Source organism: Lactobacillus kitasatonis DSM 16761 = JCM 1039 (assembly GCF_000615285.1).
GTDB classification, from domain to species: Bacteria; Bacillota; Bacilli; order Lactobacillales; family Lactobacillaceae; genus Lactobacillus; species Lactobacillus kitasatonis.
Window position 1 is genome coordinate 53,778 of the sequence record NZ_BALU01000009.1, and the last position, 17,356, is coordinate 71,133.

At 38.1% G+C, this 17,356-nt stretch carries 10 protein-coding genes and 5 pseudogenes; 10 read left to right on the forward strand and 5 right to left on the reverse strand.

Features of this window, described 5'->3' with window-relative positions; all coding sequences use genetic code 11:
• Positions 1 to 24 precede the first annotated feature (24 nt).
• Positions 25 to 1,413: a glycoside hydrolase family 1 protein gene (locus tag JCM1039_RS06860; protein WP_025015192.1), complete on the forward strand. Its 1,389-nt coding sequence runs from the start codon at positions 25 to 27 to the stop codon at positions 1,411 to 1,413.
• A gap of 82 nt (positions 1,414 to 1,495) precedes the next feature.
• On the opposite strand, the gene JCM1039_RS06865 is transcribed toward JCM1039_RS06860, so the two are convergent.
• The 4 genes and pseudogenes from JCM1039_RS06865 to JCM1039_RS12215 all read right to left on the reverse strand — a co-directional run.
• Positions 1,496 to 2,527 carry a LacI family DNA-binding transcriptional regulator gene (locus JCM1039_RS06865; protein ID WP_025015193.1) on the reverse strand — a complete coding sequence of 344 codons (1,032 nt, stop codon included), beginning with the start codon at positions 2,525 to 2,527 and terminating at the stop codon, positions 1,496 to 1,498.
• A gap of 174 nt (positions 2,528 to 2,701) precedes the next feature.
• On the reverse strand, positions 2,702 to 3,694 hold the full coding sequence (gene galE / locus JCM1039_RS06870; protein WP_025015194.1) for a UDP-glucose 4-epimerase GalE: 993 nt from the start codon (positions 3,692 to 3,694) through the stop codon (positions 2,702 to 2,704).
• A gap of 102 nt (positions 3,695 to 3,796) precedes the next feature.
• A complete protein-coding gene (locus JCM1039_RS06875) occupies positions 3,797 to 4,744 on the reverse strand; it encodes a beta-galactosidase small subunit (protein ID WP_034533115.1) in 948 nt (315 codons plus the stop codon).
• A 5-nt stretch (positions 4,745 to 4,749) separates the two neighbouring features.
• Positions 4,750 to 5,795: pseudogene (locus JCM1039_RS12215) on the reverse strand (glycoside hydrolase family 2 TIM barrel-domain containing protein); the annotation flags it as partial.
• Between the two features lie 297 nt (positions 5,796 to 6,092).
• On the opposite strand from JCM1039_RS12215, the gene JCM1039_RS06890 reads away from it, so the two are divergent.
• The 8 genes and pseudogenes from JCM1039_RS06890 to JCM1039_RS06925 all read left to right on the forward strand — a co-directional run bounded on the left by JCM1039_RS06890 (position 6,093) and on the right by JCM1039_RS06925 (position 15,544).
• On the forward strand, positions 6,093 to 7,100 hold the full coding sequence (locus tag JCM1039_RS06890) for a LacI family DNA-binding transcriptional regulator (protein ID WP_025015198.1): 1,008 nt from the start codon (positions 6,093 to 6,095) through the stop codon (positions 7,098 to 7,100).
• A 195-nt stretch (positions 7,101 to 7,295) separates the two neighbouring features.
• A pseudogene (locus JCM1039_RS11065) lies at positions 7,296 to 7,487 on the forward strand (PTS sugar transporter subunit IIA); the annotation flags it as partial.
• Positions 7,460 to 9,154 (forward strand): annotated as a pseudogene (locus JCM1039_RS11070) (beta-galactosidase). The pseudogenes JCM1039_RS11065 and JCM1039_RS11070, both read left to right, overlap by 28 nt.
• A 155-nt stretch (positions 9,155 to 9,309) precedes the next feature.
• Complete coding sequence (locus JCM1039_RS06905) at positions 9,310 to 11,214, forward strand: alpha/beta hydrolase family protein (RefSeq protein ID WP_025015200.1); 1,905 nt, start codon at positions 9,310 to 9,312, stop codon at positions 11,212 to 11,214.
• 352 nt (positions 11,215 to 11,566) lie between these two features.
• Positions 11,567 to 11,707, forward strand: coding sequence for a hypothetical protein (locus JCM1039_RS12220; RefSeq protein WP_155831147.1), 141 nt, complete (start codon positions 11,567 to 11,569; stop codon positions 11,705 to 11,707).
• Positions 11,708 to 11,908: 201 nt separating this feature from the next.
• A pseudogene (locus JCM1039_RS11080) lies at positions 11,909 to 13,074 on the forward strand (galactokinase).
• A gap of 17 nt (positions 13,075 to 13,091) precedes the next feature.
• Entirely contained in the window at positions 13,092 to 14,555 is a 1,464-nt protein-coding gene (locus JCM1039_RS06920) for a UDP-glucose--hexose-1-phosphate uridylyltransferase (protein WP_025015201.1), read from the forward strand.
• Between the two features lie 2 nt (positions 14,556 to 14,557).
• The gene (locus tag JCM1039_RS06925; protein ID WP_025015202.1) at positions 14,558 to 15,544 is read left to right on the forward strand and encodes an aldose epimerase family protein; all 987 of its coding nucleotides are present in this window, start codon (positions 14,558 to 14,560) and stop codon (positions 15,542 to 15,544) included.
• A 43-nt stretch (positions 15,545 to 15,587) separates the two neighbouring features.
• Here JCM1039_RS06925 and JCM1039_RS06930 read toward each other — a convergent pair whose 3' ends face one another.
• A complete protein-coding gene (locus tag JCM1039_RS06930; RefSeq protein ID WP_025015203.1) occupies positions 15,588 to 16,793 on the reverse strand; it encodes an MFS transporter in 1,206 nt (401 codons plus the stop codon).
• A gap of 377 nt (positions 16,794 to 17,170) precedes the next feature.
• Between JCM1039_RS06930 and JCM1039_RS12690 the strand changes: the two are divergent.
• A pseudogene (locus JCM1039_RS12690) lies at positions 17,171 to 17,320 on the forward strand (serine hydrolase domain-containing protein); the annotation flags it as partial.
• Between the last annotated feature and the right edge of the window lie 36 nt (positions 17,321 to 17,356).

The following is a 17,356-nucleotide window of genomic DNA, read 5'->3' on the forward strand; positions in this document are numbered from 1 at the left end:
GTGCAATTAATAGAAAGAGTACTTATGATTAAATTTCTTAAGAATTTTGCATGGGGTGCGGCAACTTCTGGACCGCAGTCCGAGGGATGCTTTAAGAAAAAGCACCAAAATGTCTTTGACTATTGGTACTCAATCGATCCCAAAGCCTTTTACAATGGTGTAGGTCCTGACACTGCATCTAACTTTTATAATGATTACAAGTCAGACCTGAAATTAATGCGTGAAGCAGGGATTAAGAACCTAAGAACTTCGATTCAATGGTCACGCTTAATTGATGACTTTGAAGAAGCAACGGTCAATCAAGATGCTGTCGACTTTTACAACAATGTGATCGATGAAATGATCAAAGATGGTATTACACCTTATATCAATCTTTGCCACTTCGATATGCCGATTGAACTGCAAAAGAAATACGGCGGCTTTGAATCGAAGCATGTTACTGATCTTTATGCCAGATTCGCTGACAAATGCTTTGAACTATTTGGCGATCGCGTTCATCACTGGTTTACTTTCAATGAACCTAAGGTAATCTTGGATGGTGGTTACTTATACAAGTTCCACTACCCACTAAAGGTTGATGGTCCATTAGCAGTGCAAGTTGCCTATAACATCAACTTGGCCTCAGCTAAGGCAATTAAGAAATTCCATGAACGCTTTACTGATGGAAAAAACAAGGTCGGTATTATCTTGAACTTAACGCCTGCATATCCTGCTTCAGATAAAGAGGGCGACTTAGCCGCTGCCCGTTTTGCTAACCTTTGGGACAACAATATGTTCCTTGATCCAGCCATCTTGGGCCATTATCCAAAAGACTTGGTGAAAATCTTAAAGTCTGATGGCGTCCTGTGGCAATCTACACCTGAAGAACTTCAATTAATCAAAGAAAACACTATTGATGAATTAGGCGTTAACTTCTATCATCCAGAAAGAGTGCAAGCTCCGCAAGTTTCTCCTAAGAGTCTGCAAGATTGGATGCCTAATATCTACTTTGATAACTATGAAATGCCTGGTCGCGTCATGAATGTTGATAAAGGCTGGGAAATTTATCCTAAGACTTTGTATGACATTGCCATCAATATTCGTGATAACTATGGCAATATCGATTGGTTTGTTTCTGAAAATGGGATGGGCGTCTCACGCGAAGAACGTTTCATCAAAGACGGTGTAGTGCAAGACGATTACCGTATCAAGTTTATTAAGGATCACTTAATCGAACTTCATAAGGGTATTGAAGCAGGATCGAACTGCCATGGCTACTTCGTTTGGACCGGTATTGATTGCTGGTCGTGGATGAATGCCTACCGTAATCGTTATGGTTTGATTCGTGACGATATTCATACTCAAATCAAAACAATTAAAAAGTCAGGTCACTGGTACCGCAAGCTGAGCGATAACAATGGCTTTGATGAATAATCTTTAACACTTAAATAAATAATATTTTCTCTCCCTAGACAATAAAAAGAACGCTAGATTTAAATTAATCTAACGTTCTTTTTTAGTTAAGACTAGTGATTGAATCGCGTTTATTGAATTTGCTATGACAAGTAATAGTTAATGGAATTGGAATTTTTTCGGTAATGAGATCTTTAGCTAAACGAATGGTAGCTTTGCCCATTTCTTCAGTATTCATATCGATACTTGAAAGAGTAGGGGTTAAAAAGCGATTAATTTCTACATCGTCGAAACTGGCAACCGAAATATCGTTTGGGATATTAACATTGGCATCATTCAGGGCCTTGTAGACGCCTAAGGCCATTGGGTCACTAGCAACGACGATCGCTGTTGGTCGATCTTTTAGCTGCAATAGTTGATTGGTAGCTTCTAAAGCTTCATCAGCTGACCAGTTAGCAGTAAAGGTGTGACAATACTGATCTAAGTTGTGTATTTTCATCCAGGCGATGTAGCCGCCTTCACGCAAGTCGTCTTTTCTTAAAACAATTTTACCATCTAAGTTAACTACGGCAGATTTACCACCGATATAGGCGATGTTTCTGTGTCCCAGGTCATAAAGGGTATCCAGGATATTAGTGGTTGCTTCAATGAAATCGTTGCGGACGATATTACAGTCACGGATGTTGGTGTTTACGTCTAGGAAAATCACATTCGGATTGATATTTTGAATCTGTTCGATAGCAGCTGAAGTCATTTCGCCTTCGATAATAACTGCACCGTAATTTGCTAGATCGGTCCAATTTTTATCTGGATCATCAAGTTTAAAAGGCTGTTCAACGCGTAAGTGCCATTTTTTAGCCTCTTCGTCGATTCCTTTATGCATATTCAAAAAGTAGGGGTCGTTGAGTTCACGCATGTTGCCATAGCGCATAACTAAAGCAACTGAAAGGGAAGAATCAGGTTGTTTGGGTCTGCGCTTTTTGTTGGCTTTGTTGTAATTTAGCTTTCTGGCAATCTCGATTACACGACCACGTGCAGCTTCATTGATATGAAAGGTGGGATCATTGTTTAAGATTCGCGAAACGCTAGCAGGGGATACGCCTGCAATTTTGGCGATGTCTCTAATACTTGTCATAAAATTCCTCCATTTGTTTCATCAACTATTATACAATATCAAAATAACAATGGTCTGTACCAGGATTTGTGCCAAAGAAAAATGCCAGTTGATCGGACTGACATTTTTTGATAATAGAAAATAGAAATAGTTAAAAAGATAGGGTTAGATTTTATTTTAATTTACTTTACTTTATTACTTATCTTCGTAGCCCTTTGGGTGACTCTTGTGCCACTTCCAAGCGGTTGCGATTACATCGTCGACATTTTCGTGCTTTGGCTTCCAGCCTAAAATGGTTCTTGCCTTAGTTGAGTCGGCAACAAGTGAGTCAGGGTCACCGCCACGACGTGGTCCCATAGTATAAGGGATGTCGATACCGGTAACTTTCTTAGCACTTTCCAAAATTTCAAGGTTTGAGTAGCCGTGAGCAGTACCCAAGTTAAAGACATCTGACTTGTTGATCTTCATCATGTGCTTTAAAGCTAAGATGTGAGCGTCAATTAAGTCTTCAACTTGAACGTAGTCACGGACATTAGTACCGTCTTCAGTGTTGTAGTCATCACCGAAGATGGTAAACTTGCCGTCACCAGAAATAGCACTCTTCAAAATGTTTGGAATAAGGTGAGTTTCTGGAGCGTGGTCTTCACCGATTGTACCGTCGCTTGAAGCACCAGCAACGTTGAAGTAGCGAAGAGCAGTGTACTTAATGCCGTCAGCCTTGTCGGCCCAAGCCATGATCTTTTCCATCATCATCTTGGTTTCACCGTATGGGTTGATTGGGTTAAGTGGGGTGTCTTCTGTGATTGGCAACTTCTTAGGAATGCCGTAGGTAGCGGCTGAACTTGAGAAGACTAAGTACTTAGTACCAGCGTCATTCATTGCTTTCAAAAGTGAAATCATTCCAGCAACGTTGTTGTCGTAGTACTTAAGTGGTTTCTTAACTGATTCAGGTACCAATGAATATGCAGCAAAGTGCATAACAGCATCGATCTTTTCATCACGTAAAATCTTTGAAACTAAGAAGGTATCTTCGATATCGCCTTGGTAAAACTTGGCCTTTGGATCAACTGCTTTTCTGTGACCGGTGTACAAACTGTCTAAGACAACTACATCGTTGCCTTCTTTTACTAATTCACGAACGGCGTGTGAGCCGATATAGCCCGCACCACCAATAACTAAAACTTTCATATTAGCTCCTTTTTTATCAGCATTTATTGAAATCGATTACATTATAACACAATATTTAGTAAATTATTTACTAAAATAAAATAAAATAAATTATTTAAAATGCTAGTTGATCGTAAATGAGAATTCATGATCTTGCTCAGGATCGATGTGGTATTGCTCTTCTACATCGGAGCCCCAGCTGTCAATGCCGCCTACGCCGCGAACAGCTCCCACGATTACCAATACGCTTCTACGAGCCAATGGCAATTCTTCAATGTGGGTAGCATTTTCTAATTCTTCTGCAGTGTATGGCAGTAAACTGAAGTTAAATGGCTGCTTAGTTTGCGTAATCTTTAAACTAAAGTCGCCATCTTTGTCCGCATTGTTTTGCGTAGAATTACGGGTGATGACTAATTCATTAGTCTGCATGTGCATCCCGTTTTCCTGTGGTACAAGATACTTAGTAACTGGCAAGCCGTCAATGTGGAAAGTTCCGCGTTCTGCTCCAGCCATTCTGTCAGGGTAGGTTTCACCAGACAAGCCAGTATTATCAAAACCTTTAGCCTTGGTTGGCATAATGAATCTCATGCCGATGACAGGCAAAGGCGGCAAGCCTTTTTTACCAAAATAATGCATGGTAATCGTCATGTGACCAGTATCATTAATATTGTAAATGATTTTGACTTTGGTTGCAGGAGTAGTTAAAGTTTCGTAGTCAAAAGCCACTTTTACTTCATGGGCAAATTCCTGATTGCTAAATTGATTATTGATTGAAGCGACAGGCAATTCGTCGAATTGGTGATCGTCAACTTGAACGTGAATAGCCACACATTTAGTGAACATGTCAGCTCCTAGCCATTGGGCTGCTTTTTGATTAAAGCCACTACCGCGATCGTTATCGGTGGTCGCCCGCCAAAAAGTTGGTGTAGGCGTGCGGTAAAGCCATTCTTTGTCCTTGATTTTCAAAGATTCAAGGCCACCACGCTCGTAGCTGAATAAATAGGCGAAATCTTGACCATTGACTCCTAAACTAGCTTCACCATAAGCGACGTGTAAAAACCATAGTAGTATCTAACCTACTGCATTGCTGGTTTGGGTGTGCGGTCTGCGAACATTAAACCGTCGCCAGAGAATTCATAATCGGAGTGACGATCATCAAAATCGCCACCGTAACGCAATACGTCTTGTCCGCTGACTGGATCATGCACAAGCAGAGCCTGATCGATGAAGTCCCAGATAAAGCCGCCCATGTACTGAGGGTATTTATCAATTAGCTTAATGTAAGAGCCCATGCCACTGTCGGAGTTGCCCATGTCGTGCATGTATTCACATTCGGCAAGTGGCTTTTTAGGATTTTGGAGATATTCTTCTACCTCTTTAGGTGGCAAATACATACAGCTTTCAAGGTCTGAGATTTCTTTCTTAAATTCTGGTGCATGGAAGACGCCTTCGTAGTGGGTGAGGCGAAAGGAATCGTGATCTTTGTAGAGTTTGTTCATAGCGGCGATGTTGCTGCCGGTACATGATTCGTTGCCAAGTTACCAGAATAAGATTGCAGTGTGATTCTTGAAGGTTTCATAATTGCTGCGGGCACGGTCGACGACGACTTCACGCCATTCGGGGATGCTGCCGGGTACATTGGAAGTAGCTTCAACTTGGCCAACTTTTGCCAGGTGCCGTGGGACTCCAAATTGTTTTCCGCCATCATGTAAATTCCGTTTTGATAGCAGAGATAGTACCAAAGAATTTGATTTGGATAGTGGCAGGTTCTAACGGCATTGATGTTGTTGTGTTTAAAGGTAGCAATGTCTTCCTTAATGTCGGCTAGGGTAATGCTGCGGCCACGCTTAGCATCCCATTCGTGACGATTAATGCCGTTGATGATTAATCTTTTGCCGTTAAGCAAAACCACATGATCCTTGGTAATTTCAATTTTTCTAAAACCAAATTGGTAAGGAATAAGTTCAACTAATTTGCCATCTTGGTCATGAACTTCAATGATTAATTGATAAAGGTATGGATCATGGTCGTCCCATAGGTGAACATTGGCAAAAGCTTCGTCTTCAATTTCAACGGTTGATTTAAGTGGCAACTTTTTATTAAGCAAAGTTTTGCCATTCACGGTAATCTTTGTAAAAGGGATGATCACTGTGAGCTGGCAGTTGATTAATCCTGAAGACTTCGGGATCATCAAGCTATTTGATATTTGCTTTCATGATAAGACCTAGTTTCTATAAAAAAATATATTTTGAAAACGGTCTTATTATAATGCTAAATTAAATAATTTATCAATTAAATAAATAAATTAATTGAAAAGTCTCGAGAAAAATATTTTTGAATAAAATTGATCTTTATTGGAATTAAGTAAATATTTTGTATAATAAAGACAGGAATATTAGTAAATGGGAAAGAAATAATTATGACAACTATTAAAGAAATTGCACAAAAGTCGGGGTATTCTTCTGCGACTGTTTCGCGGTTGCTCAATAATGATCCTAACTTATCAATTACTGCAGATACCAAAAATAAAATTTTAGAAATTGCTAATAAGCTTGGTTATTGGAAAGACCACCAAGAAAAGGGAATTAAGCCTACAATTGCGCTTCTTTACCGCACTAACCATAAAGAACAGTTGCAAGATGAGTATTTTACTTCTTTAAAGCAAGCCTTGGTAGAAACCGTTAAGCAAGAATCAATGAAGATGAAGACTTTTTATAATGTGGCTGACTTAATTGAAAATGCCTCATTGTTCCAAGGCTTTATTGGAGTAGGAGCAGCGCCAATCGAAAATGCTAAGTTGGTAAAATTGCACGAAGTTTTACCAAATGGGGTGTTTGTTGATACTAATCCAGCTCCCGAATTGTTCGATTCAATTAGACCTAACTTAACTTTAACAGTTAAGAATGCTATTGATTTGTTTATTAAAAACGGCTATGAATCGATTGGTTTTATTGGTGGTGTTGGCCCTAAGCATAATCATATTCAAGAAAATGATACACGTTCCGTTGCCTTCGCGGAATATATGAAGGTTCACGGAAAAGATGACAGCAACATGTTCGTTTCAGGACCATTCAGCGTTGAAAATGGTTATAAGCTTGGCAAAGAAGTAATAAAGAAGTGCAAGAACAATTTACCAGATGCATTTTTAATTGCTTCTGATACATTAGCGGTCGGTGTTTTACAGGCCTTTAACGAAGAAAATATTAACGTACCAAAAGATACCGCAATTTTGAGTATCAATAACAGTAATGTAGTGAAGTACGTATCACCACCACTTTCTTCTTACAACATCAACCAGCAGGAAATGATTGATCTAGCTTTAACTATGCTTACTAACTTGATCATTCAACCTGATCGTGCTCATATTGATGTGAACATGAACACTAACTTGGTGGTTCGGAAGAGCTTTATTCCTAAAAATAAGTAAATTTTTTAGTAAATAAAAATTTTTTATTTTTAATATTATTGAAAGAGAATGCTGAAATAGAGCATTCTTTTTTTATTTTTTATTAATAGTAAATAATTTATTTATATTAAATAAACAATTTATTAAAACTAGTGCTAAGCGTATGCTCTGTGATGTAAGCGATTACAGTTGATAACGTCTTAGGAGGAAGATATTATGACAAACGGTCATAAAAGTTCAGGAAAACAAATAATTTCCTATGCATCATTCTGTCTGGGTAATTTAGGTCACGCAGCTTTTTATGGTGTAATGAGTACATACTTTATTATTTTTATTACCAGTGGGATGTTCAGTGGCTTGGAGCAATCAGTTGCTGATAAATTAATTGGTTTAATCACTGGCTTAGTGGAGACTACAATCCCGATCAATGGACAGAAGAAACATGGCCTGAAGACATTAAGGTCTTTAAAAATGCAGATTTAAATTCAGCTACAATTAATATTTTCTCTTGGCAGTTCTTGAACCTAGAGGAGGAGTCTATGACTTTTCTAAATTAGACAAGATCGTTCAAGAATTATCTGATGCAAACTTTGATATTGTGATGGGTACGGCAACAGCCGCAATGCCAGCCTGGATGTTTAAAAAGTATCCGGATATCGCAAGAGTTGATTACCAAGGCAGACGTTACGTCTTTGGTCAGCGGCACAATTTCTGTCCGAACAGCAAGAATTATCAAAGACTGGATAGTGAGTTAGTTGAAAAATTGGCCCAGCACTACGCTGACAATCCGCATATCGTAGTTTGGGACGTGAACAATGAATACGGTGGCAACTGCTATTGTGGAATGACTGGTTGAGAAACAAATACAAGACCTTGGGTGCGTTCAACAAGGCTTGGAACATGAATGTTTGGAGTCACACGATTTATGACTGGGATGAAATTGTTGTTCCAAACGAGTTGGGGGATGCATGGGGTCCAGAAAGTAGCGAAACCATTGTTGCTGGCCTTTCCATCGACTACTTGCGCTTTCAATCCGAAAGTTTACAAAACTTCTTCACGATGGAAAAGGCAGTCATCAAGAAGTGCGATCCTGAAACGCCTGTAACTACTAACTTCCACAGTTTGCCAAACAAGATGATTGACTATCAAAAGTGGGCAAAGGATCAAGATATTATTTCTTATGATAGTTATCCAACTTACGACGCACCTGCTTATAAGCCAGCATTCTTGTATGACTTAATGAGAAGCCTTGAGCATCAACCATTTATGTTAATGGAATCTGCATCTTCACAAGTTAACTGGCAATCTTACAGTCCACTAAAGCGTCCAGGTCAAATGGCCGCGACTGAACTACAAGCTGTAGCTCACGGTGCTGATACAGTTCAGTTCTTCCAATTAAAGCAAGCAGTGGGTGGTTCAGAGAAATTCCATAGCGCAATTATTGCTCACTCACAAAGAACTGACACCAGAGTATTTAAAGAATTAACTGATTTAAGTCAAAAATTAAAGAAGGCTGGTCCAACAATTTTAGGTTCAAAGACTAGAGTCAAAGTAGCAATAGTCTTTAATTGGAGGCTATCCTGGTCCATTGAAAGATGTCACCGGTATCTGGGTTGAAGAAAGCGACGCAATGGTTCTAGGTCAAAAAGTTAGAGTTAAGATGGATGACAAGGAATACGAAACCAGCTTAATGTGTGATTTGATTCATCCAAATAAGGCAAAGTTTTGGCAAGCTACGCTGATGAGTTTTACGCTGTCACTGCTGCGATTACTGAAAATGATTATGGTAAAGGCAGGCTTGGTACGTTGGAACCAAGTTAGGTCACCAAGGTTTGACACAATTATTCAACCACATTGTGCTTGAAACTGGAGTTGAATCATTAGTTTGCGACAGCCATAAGCTTGAAGTAACTAAGCGTGTCACAGCAGATGGCAAGGAACTTTACTTTGTGCTTAACATGAGCAATGAAGAAAGAGAATTGCCAAATAAATTTGCGGATTATGAAGACATCTTAACTGGTGAAAAAGCTAAGAGTTCAATGAAGAAAAATATTGGCATATCATACACCAGATGAAATCTTTGAAAGAGAATTGGATCATATCTATCAAGCAGCTTAAGTGTTCAATTTATTATTGCGATTTACGTAAAAATAAAATTGACAAATCTAATTTATAAAATTAAGATTTAATAAATTATTAATTTTTTAACAACATAAAAGGAGGGCTCTATATGCAAGGACTAATGGCAGAAGATCTATTAAATTTAACAAATGCGGGTGGATTGAAAACACAAGGTGAACAAAGTATTTTTCAAATTGCTCTTCCCAATTCTAATGATTTAAATAAATATAAATGGTCACTTGTAAAGCAAAATGATAAGTCTGGATTGCAGCCATTTTTTACTACTGATGCTTATCCATCATTTGCTTTAGGTCAAGAACCATATATTTTTTTCACAACAACTAATGATGATCAAGTTACTCAGTTAGTTAAATTAAATACTGATAATCAAGAATTAACTGTACTTCACAAGTTTAAAAATCAAAATTTGATGGTTCAAAAAGTATTAGATTCTAATCGATTACTTTTATCAGGTGATGCTTTTTTGGTTAAAAGTGATCCAGATTTCCCCTGGCATGAAGTAACAGAGATTCCTTATTGGTCAAATGATGAAGGAAAAGTTAACGGTAAACGTCATCAACTTTTTATTTTTGACTTAAAAGATAAAAAACTACAATCACTGGTTCCAAAAGATTTTGATGTAAGCAATTTTTGGTATCAAGATAATCGATTGTTTTTGACTGGAGCACAATATAGCGATTGTCGACCATTCCAAGGCGGTCTTTATAAATATGATTTTGCTGATAAAAATCTTCAGGAATTACTTAAACCTAATAACTGGTCAATTGCTGCTGTTGCTGTATTAAATAATGAATTATATGTAGTAGCTAGTGGTAATAAGAAATATGGTATTGAAGAAAATCCTAACTTTTATAGATTAACTAAAGATAATAATGAAATGCAACTAGTTCAAGAATGGGATCATAATCTGTATAATATTGTGACTCATGATATGGAAGTGGTTCCTGGTAATACAACGTTTGTTCATGAAAATAAACTTTATTTTGTTTCAACTGTTGCAGCACATAATGAAATTTATTCTTTTGATGGAAAGCAAGTTGAACTTGTTGGTAAATGGGATGGGGCTATTGCGTCTCTAGCATTTCAGGGTGAAAAATTACAATTTATTGCTAATAGTCCTAAAAGCCCACAACAACTTTATCAATTGGAGAAAGATGGAAAAGTTAAACAACTTAGTCATTTTAATGAATTTTTGAAAGATCGTTATGTTGCTGAACCACAAAAAATTAATTATAAAGACCATAATGGTAATAATCGTTATGGTTGGGTTCTTTATCCTAATAACTATGAAAAAGGAAAACATTATCCAGCTATTTTAGAAATTCATGGTGGTCCTCGTGCTACTTATGGAACAGGTTTCTTTCATGAAATGCAAATGTTAGCCAATGCTGGCTATTTTGTATTCTTTACTAATATATTTGGCTCTGAAGGTTGGGGAGACGAATATGGTGATTTGCGTGGTAAATATGGCACGATTGATTATGATGATTTGATGCTTTTTACTGATGAAATTTTGAAACAAATCCCGGCTATTGATGAAAAAAGACTGGGTGTTGCCGGAGGAAGTTACGGCGGCTTCATGACTAACTGGATTATAGGACATACACATCGATTTAGTGCAGCTGTAAGTATGCGGAGTATTGCTTCATGGACTGCAATGTTTATTTCGGATATTGGACCAGAATTTGTGGATGACCAAATGGCTACAGATACATTGCACTCTGATGATATTGATAAATTGTGGTTCCATTCACCACTTCGTTATGTAAACAATGTCACTACGCCGACTCTTTTCTTGCATTCTGATCATGACTATCGTTGTCCTATTCCTGATGCCTATCAAATGTTTCAAGCTCTAAAATTGCGTGGTGTACCAACTAAATTGGTGGTTTTTCATGGATCAAATCACGATTTGTCAAGAAATGGCACTCCAAATAGACGTATTAAGCGACTAGAAGAAACTTTGCAATGGTTTGATAAATATTTAAAATAATCTCTTGTATATTTTATGGTAAATAAAAAAATAGAAATTATAGATCCAGATTTAGAAGAATTTATAAAAGATTTTTATGAAAAACATAGCAAACTTATGAAACAATTAGAAGTTAAATAAATACTATATCCTAAGAAATAAGGTATTCTAGAGGTAAGAAGCTAGAATACCTTATTTTTTTGAGGATGATAAAAATGAAAATAACTGGTTATGAAGATCTTCGCGTTCTGATCGAATCACGATTAGCAGGACTTATTCAGGAATTCGTCAGCAGATGATCGACAATGTTATGAGTGAGTCGTGGGGGAGTTCGCCACAGTTCAATCGTTTGGAAGATTGGAAAAAGTAGATTTTGCTTAATTATGTAGAACAAACTGGCTTGACGATTTATCAGCAGTGGTCGTTGAATGGTAAAAAAGAAAATATTGATGATGTGATTAAAGCTGCGCAAAAGTTGATGCGCGGCGGTGTCGATAAGTTCTTAAATAAATAGAAAAAATAAGGTATTCCTTTGATTTGAAGTGAGACCTAAAAGTGAGACACTTTTAGGTCTCACTTCATCAACTTGAATGATGGGGCTTTTTTTACTCAATTAAATATTTTATTTATTTAAGTAAATTATTTACTAAATGAAATAAAAAGTATATACTAGTATCTGAAAACGATTACAGGACAAAAATTTGAGGTAAATAAAATGAATAAAGATGAATTACTTAAAGAATATGAAGAAACTTTTGATGAAAAAGCCCAAGATATTTTTTTCTCACCAGGTCGAATCAATGTAATTGGTGAACACACTGACTACAACGGCGGTCATGTTTTTCCAGCCGCAATCAGCTTAGGTGTTTATGGTGTCTATGGCCCAAGAGAGGATAAGAAAGTTCGCCTATATTCAGGTAACGTTGACGGCGACATCGTAGAATTCGACATTGATGATACAACCGTTGAAAAAGGCGACCGCTTCTGGGCCAACTATTTTAAAGGCATGATCACTTACTTGCGTGAAAAGTATGACAATATCGATCATGGTTTCAACTTATACATCAAGCCAACTTGCCATCTGGTTCAGGCCTTTCATCAAGTGCCGCAATTGAAATGCTCATGGGTATCATTCTTAAAGATGAATTCAACTTAGACGTTGATCGTGTTGCTTTGGCTAAAATGGGGCAAAGAACCGAAAATGAATTCGTTGGTTTGAACTCAGGCATCATGGACCAATTTGCCTGCATTATGGGCAAAAAAGATAGTGCCATTTTCCTGGACTGCAACACGCTTAAGTATGAATACATGCCACTTGCTTTAGGTGACTATGAAATTATCATCATGGCCACTAACAAGCCTCATACTTTAGCTGATTCTGCTTACAACGACCGTGTTCGTGAATGTAATGATGCTCTCAAGAAGCTCCAACAAAAACTCGATATTAAGTCTTTAGGTGAACTTGATAACGGCACCTTTGATGAATATGCTTACTTAATTAATGACGAAACAGAAATCAAGCGTGCGCGTCATGCCGTTAGTGAAAATCAAAGAACTTTACGTGCTACTAAAGCCATGAAAGGTGGCGATTTGGAAAAATTGGGTCGTTTGATTAATGCTTCCCATATTTCGCTTCATTATGATTACGAAGTAACTGGTAAGGAACTTGATACTTTAGCCGAAAATTCATGGGCACAACCTGGCGTGTTAGGTGCCAGAATGATCGGCGGCGGCTTCGGTGGTAGTGCAATTGCCATTGTTAAAAAGAGTGAAGCAGAGAACTTCAAGAAAAACGTTGGCAAGATTTACCGCGACAAGATTGGCTACGACGCAAGTTTCTACGATGCAGAAATCGTCGATGGAACCAAAAAGATTAATTAGTTTTGGAAGGATAAGAAATGAAAGTTATTGAAAAGTACGCAGATGAAGTAATTAATAGTGGTGCTTATCAGCCACTTGATCGCGTTTATGTCATTAATAAAATTCGCGGTTTAGTCGGCGATTATGACGAAGAAGAAAACGACAAGCCAGCCGTTAAGCAATTGGTTGATATTGCCGTAAAGAATAAAAAGATTCCCGACGATGTTACTTCAAGAGAAGTATTGAATGATCAATTGTATGACTTGGCAACGCCAACTCCATCCAAGACTAATGAAATTTTTTGGCAAAAGATGGAAAGATCTTCTGAAAAGGCAACTGATTGGCTCTACAAGCTTTGCGTGAACAACAACTACGTTAAAAGGGAAGCCATTGCTAAGAACGTTGTTTTCTCAGGCACTAGCTCAAAAGGTCACGGCTTAGAAATTACTATTAATTTGTCTAAGCCTGAAAAAGACCCCAAGGCAATTGCGGCAGCTGCTCATGCTACTGGTAAGAAATATCCTAAGTGTGCGCTTTGCCTCGAAAACGAAGGCTATGTTGGTGGCTATGGTAAAAATGCGCGTTCTAATTTAAGAATCATTCGGATGAATATTGCAGGTAAGCCATGGGGCTTCCAATATTCACCGTATGCCTACTTCAATGAACACTGCATTTTCCTTGATCAAAAGCACATCCCAATGGTGATCAATCAACAAACTTTAATTAATTTGGTTGAAATTGAAAAGATGCTGCCACATTACTTCGTTGGTTCAAATGCTGACTTGCCAATTGTTGGTGGCTCAATGCTGGCCCACGAACACTACCAAGGTGGTCGTCATACTTTCTCAATGATGAAGGCCAAGATCAAGAAGCCAGTTAGCTTTAAGCAATATCCTGATGTAAAAGCTGGAATCGTTGACTGGCCAATGAGTGATTTGCGTTTAATTAGTGAAAATTCACTTGATTTAATTGACCTGGGTTCCAAGATTATTAAGTTTTGGGATCAATATTCTGATCCTGCGCGCAAGATTAATGCTTATGAAGGTAAGATTCGTCACCACACGGTAACTCCAATCATGCACCGCAAGGGTAAGAAATTTGTCTTAGATTTAGTATTGCGTGACAACAATACAAGTAAAGATTATCCTCTTGGTATTTTCCATCCACACAAGCAGTTGTGGCATATCAAGAAGGAAAATATCGGCTTAATTGAAGTTATGGGTCGTGCTATTTTGCCAGGTCGTCTTAAGAGCGAACTTGAAGAAGTTAAGAAGTACTGGCTTGGTGAGGACAACAAGATGGCCGATAGTCACAAGGAATGGGCTGATCAAGTTAAGGTAAAAGAAAAGATTACCGCGGATAATGTAAATCAAATTATGGAAAAGGCCTTGGTAGAAGTTTTTGAACAAGTTTTGCAAGATGCAGGTGTCTTCAAGAATACTGAAGATGGTGAAAAAGGCTGGGATAAATTTATTACAGCTTTGACTGAAGATGTGGATTAAAAATGAAAACTAGTTTTGTAAAGTATGGGCGAAAAAATAACAAGGACCTGTGTGAGATTACCCTTGAAAATGATCATGGCATGGTCGCCAAAGTTTTAAATTATGGTGCAACCTTAGAAAAGGTGCTAGTCGATAGCGAAAACATGATTTTATCATTGAAAAAGCCAGCAGATTATTCTAAAGAGCGTAATTTTTTAGGTGGCAGCGTTGGTCGGATTGCTGGCCGCGTTAGAGCAGGCCAATGGAAGCATGGCAATGAGATTCATCAATTGCAACTAAATGATGGTGAAAATCATATTCATGGTGGTGTCGGCACTGACATGCAAGTTTGGAATTTTAGACCATCGTGTACAGATAAAGCGGCAAGAGTGAATTTAACCTTGTTTGATCCAGATGGTCATAATGATTATCCCGGTAATTTGAAGCTTCATGCTAGCTATAAATTGGATAATGACAATACCTTGCATTATTCATTGGAAGCAGTTAGTGATAAGCTGACGATTTTCAATCCGGTAAATCATACTTACTTTAACTTGGGCGAGCGTGCCGAAGATCTGAATTTGCAGCTGAATGCGGACTATTACTTGCCGGTTGATGAGAGTGGCCTGCCTGATCGCGGTATGGAGCAGGTAGCTGGTACTGCCTTTGATTTTAGAAAGACTAAGCGAATTGGGGATGCACTCACCAGCGATGATGCACAAATTAAGTTGCGCAATGGGATTGACCATTCGTTTATCTTGAATGGCAATAATCCAGCTGCAACGTTGAGTTCTAGAAAGCATAAGTTGACGGTGAGCACTAACGCCCCAGCGCTAGTGCTTTATGCCGGCAATCACTTTAATCACACGGGTATTGCAGATAATATAGGTCAATATGATGGTATAACCTTTGAAGCGCAGTGTCCTCCTGCAGAAGGTAATGATTTAGGTCAAATTACGTTACTTCCATTTGAAAGGTTCAAGCGTGTAGTTAACTGGAAATTTGAATGAAAGAAAAACCATGACTCATACCGAGCCATGGTTTTATTTTGCTTTATGCCTTTTTTCTTAAGGTAATAAAGATTGCGATAAAACTTAGAATATAGGCAATTACGTTAATTGTCCATCCTAAGTCGTAAGAATGGGTTTGGTCGAAGAATAGACCTACCAAGTATACTGATAGCGACATTGCGAATGCTCCCAGCATGTTGATTACGGACAAAATATTACTATAATCTTTTTCGCCAAATTGCTTTTGGATTAAGTATGGTAGAGCCACTAGGCAGACCCCTTGACCTAAACCAAGAATAAAAGCAGAGATAGTTAGTAGGGTACTGTTAGTCAAGAAGATTTGGCCACTCCAACCTAAAATGCCAAAAAGTGAGTAAACCAACAATACTAAAATTGTACTTAATTTATCCAAGAAATAACCAATGGAAATTTTACCAACAGCTGCACCGATCATTACACCGGATACCACACTAGCTGCTAAAACTGGTGAAATTCCTAAATTAGTAATGTGGCCTGAAATATGCTGAACGCTTCCCGACACAAATTGCAAAGCTAACATCGCAAAGGCTAAGGCATAAAAGACTGGTTGATGAAGTGCTTCTTTAAGCGTAATGCCGTTTAAGAGTGAATTTGATTCAGACTTAGTCGTTGTGCCGTAAGCAGGGTGTTTTTCATCAGGGTTAGGTCTAATTGAAGCAGCAAGTGGTATTAAGATCAAGCCAATTAAAAGACCTTCTGCGATAAAGCCGCCACGCCAGCCGAATTTAGTAATGATATCTGCGATAATCGGGTTAAAAATGGTTCCACCGAATGCGGATAGGCCCAGAGAAATACCCATTACTGTGCCGAGTTTTTGGTTAAACCAATTACTTAAAAGAACGGGAATTGATAAAGTAATTGCAATTGGCTGACAAATACCAATGATGATCCAAGCAATGTAAAAATGCGTTAAGCTGTGAGCTGCAGCGAGCGTTAACATGCTGATGGCGATTAGGCTGAAACATGCAGTTAGTAACCAGCGCAAGTTTACTTTCTTCATAACTTTTCCTGCAAAAAGGAGTGAAATAGCGGCAGCTGCGTTCTGCAGGGTAGTCATCAAGGCTACGCTGGCACGGCCAACATGAAATTCCTGGCTGATTGGCCCAAAGAACAGACCGATAGTATTAACAATCAGGCCAAAGCCAATCATTGAAATAAAACAACAAACAATAAAAATCCACCAAGGAGTGATGGTTCTTTTTTTGGTCACTTTCTTGCCCACTTTCTAAATTGAAAAATCATAATTAATATTGTATCGAATTTTTTCATTAGAATAGGTTAAGGATTTTTAAAATATTATTTTGGCTTATTTATAGATTGACTTTTGCTTTTTCGAGGGTGATTTTTGCAGGAATAGTAAAAATTAACGCCTCTTTTTTGCTGTGACATGTATACTAAACATATAAAAAGTCTTGAGTGGAAGGGAAAAATCATGCGTTGAGGAAGAATTTTACTAGGTGGAGTTTTGTCAATCGGTGTTGTCATAGCGATGTTTACTTGATCGGTAGATAGGGCAGAGATCGGCGATAAGGATCTGCCTACGCAGGTTAAGGACTACATGAAGTGGCACCACATCAATGGTGTAGCCCTGGTTATAATTCATGCTTTATCGCCAATTACAAGACGAAGGAAACGGTTATGATGTTTTCTAATAATATCGATTATTGGGATTTGAAAGAAGATTCGGATTACATTTTGCATCATTATGTTGGCTGTCGCCCAGAGCTTAGATTTTAGTATAGAAAAAACGCAGTTCCAATTAAGGAATTGCGC

Bases quoted from the DNA above. Each gene is read 5' to 3' on its own strand.
- JCM1039_RS06860 (WP_025015192.1), top strand. From the start codon at position 25: ATGATTAAATTTCTTAAGAATTTTGCATGGGGTGCGGCAACTTCTGGA.
- JCM1039_RS06865 (WP_025015193.1), bottom strand. From the start codon at position 2,527: ATGACAAGTATTAGAGACATCGCCAAAATTGCAGGCGTATCCCCTGCT.
- galE (WP_025015194.1), bottom strand. From the start codon at position 3,694: ATGAAAGTTTTAGTTATTGGTGGTGCGGGCTATATCGGCTCACACGCC.
- JCM1039_RS06890 (WP_025015198.1), top strand. From the start codon at position 6,093: ATGACAACTATTAAAGAAATTGCACAAAAGTCGGGGTATTCTTCTGCG.
- JCM1039_RS06905 (WP_025015200.1), top strand. From the start codon at position 9,310: ATGCAAGGACTAATGGCAGAAGATCTATTAAATTTAACAAATGCGGGT.
- JCM1039_RS06920 (WP_025015201.1), top strand. From the start codon at position 13,092: ATGAAAGTTATTGAAAAGTACGCAGATGAAGTAATTAATAGTGGTGCT.
- JCM1039_RS06925 (WP_025015202.1), top strand. From the start codon at position 14,558: ATGAAAACTAGTTTTGTAAAGTATGGGCGAAAAAATAACAAGGACCTG.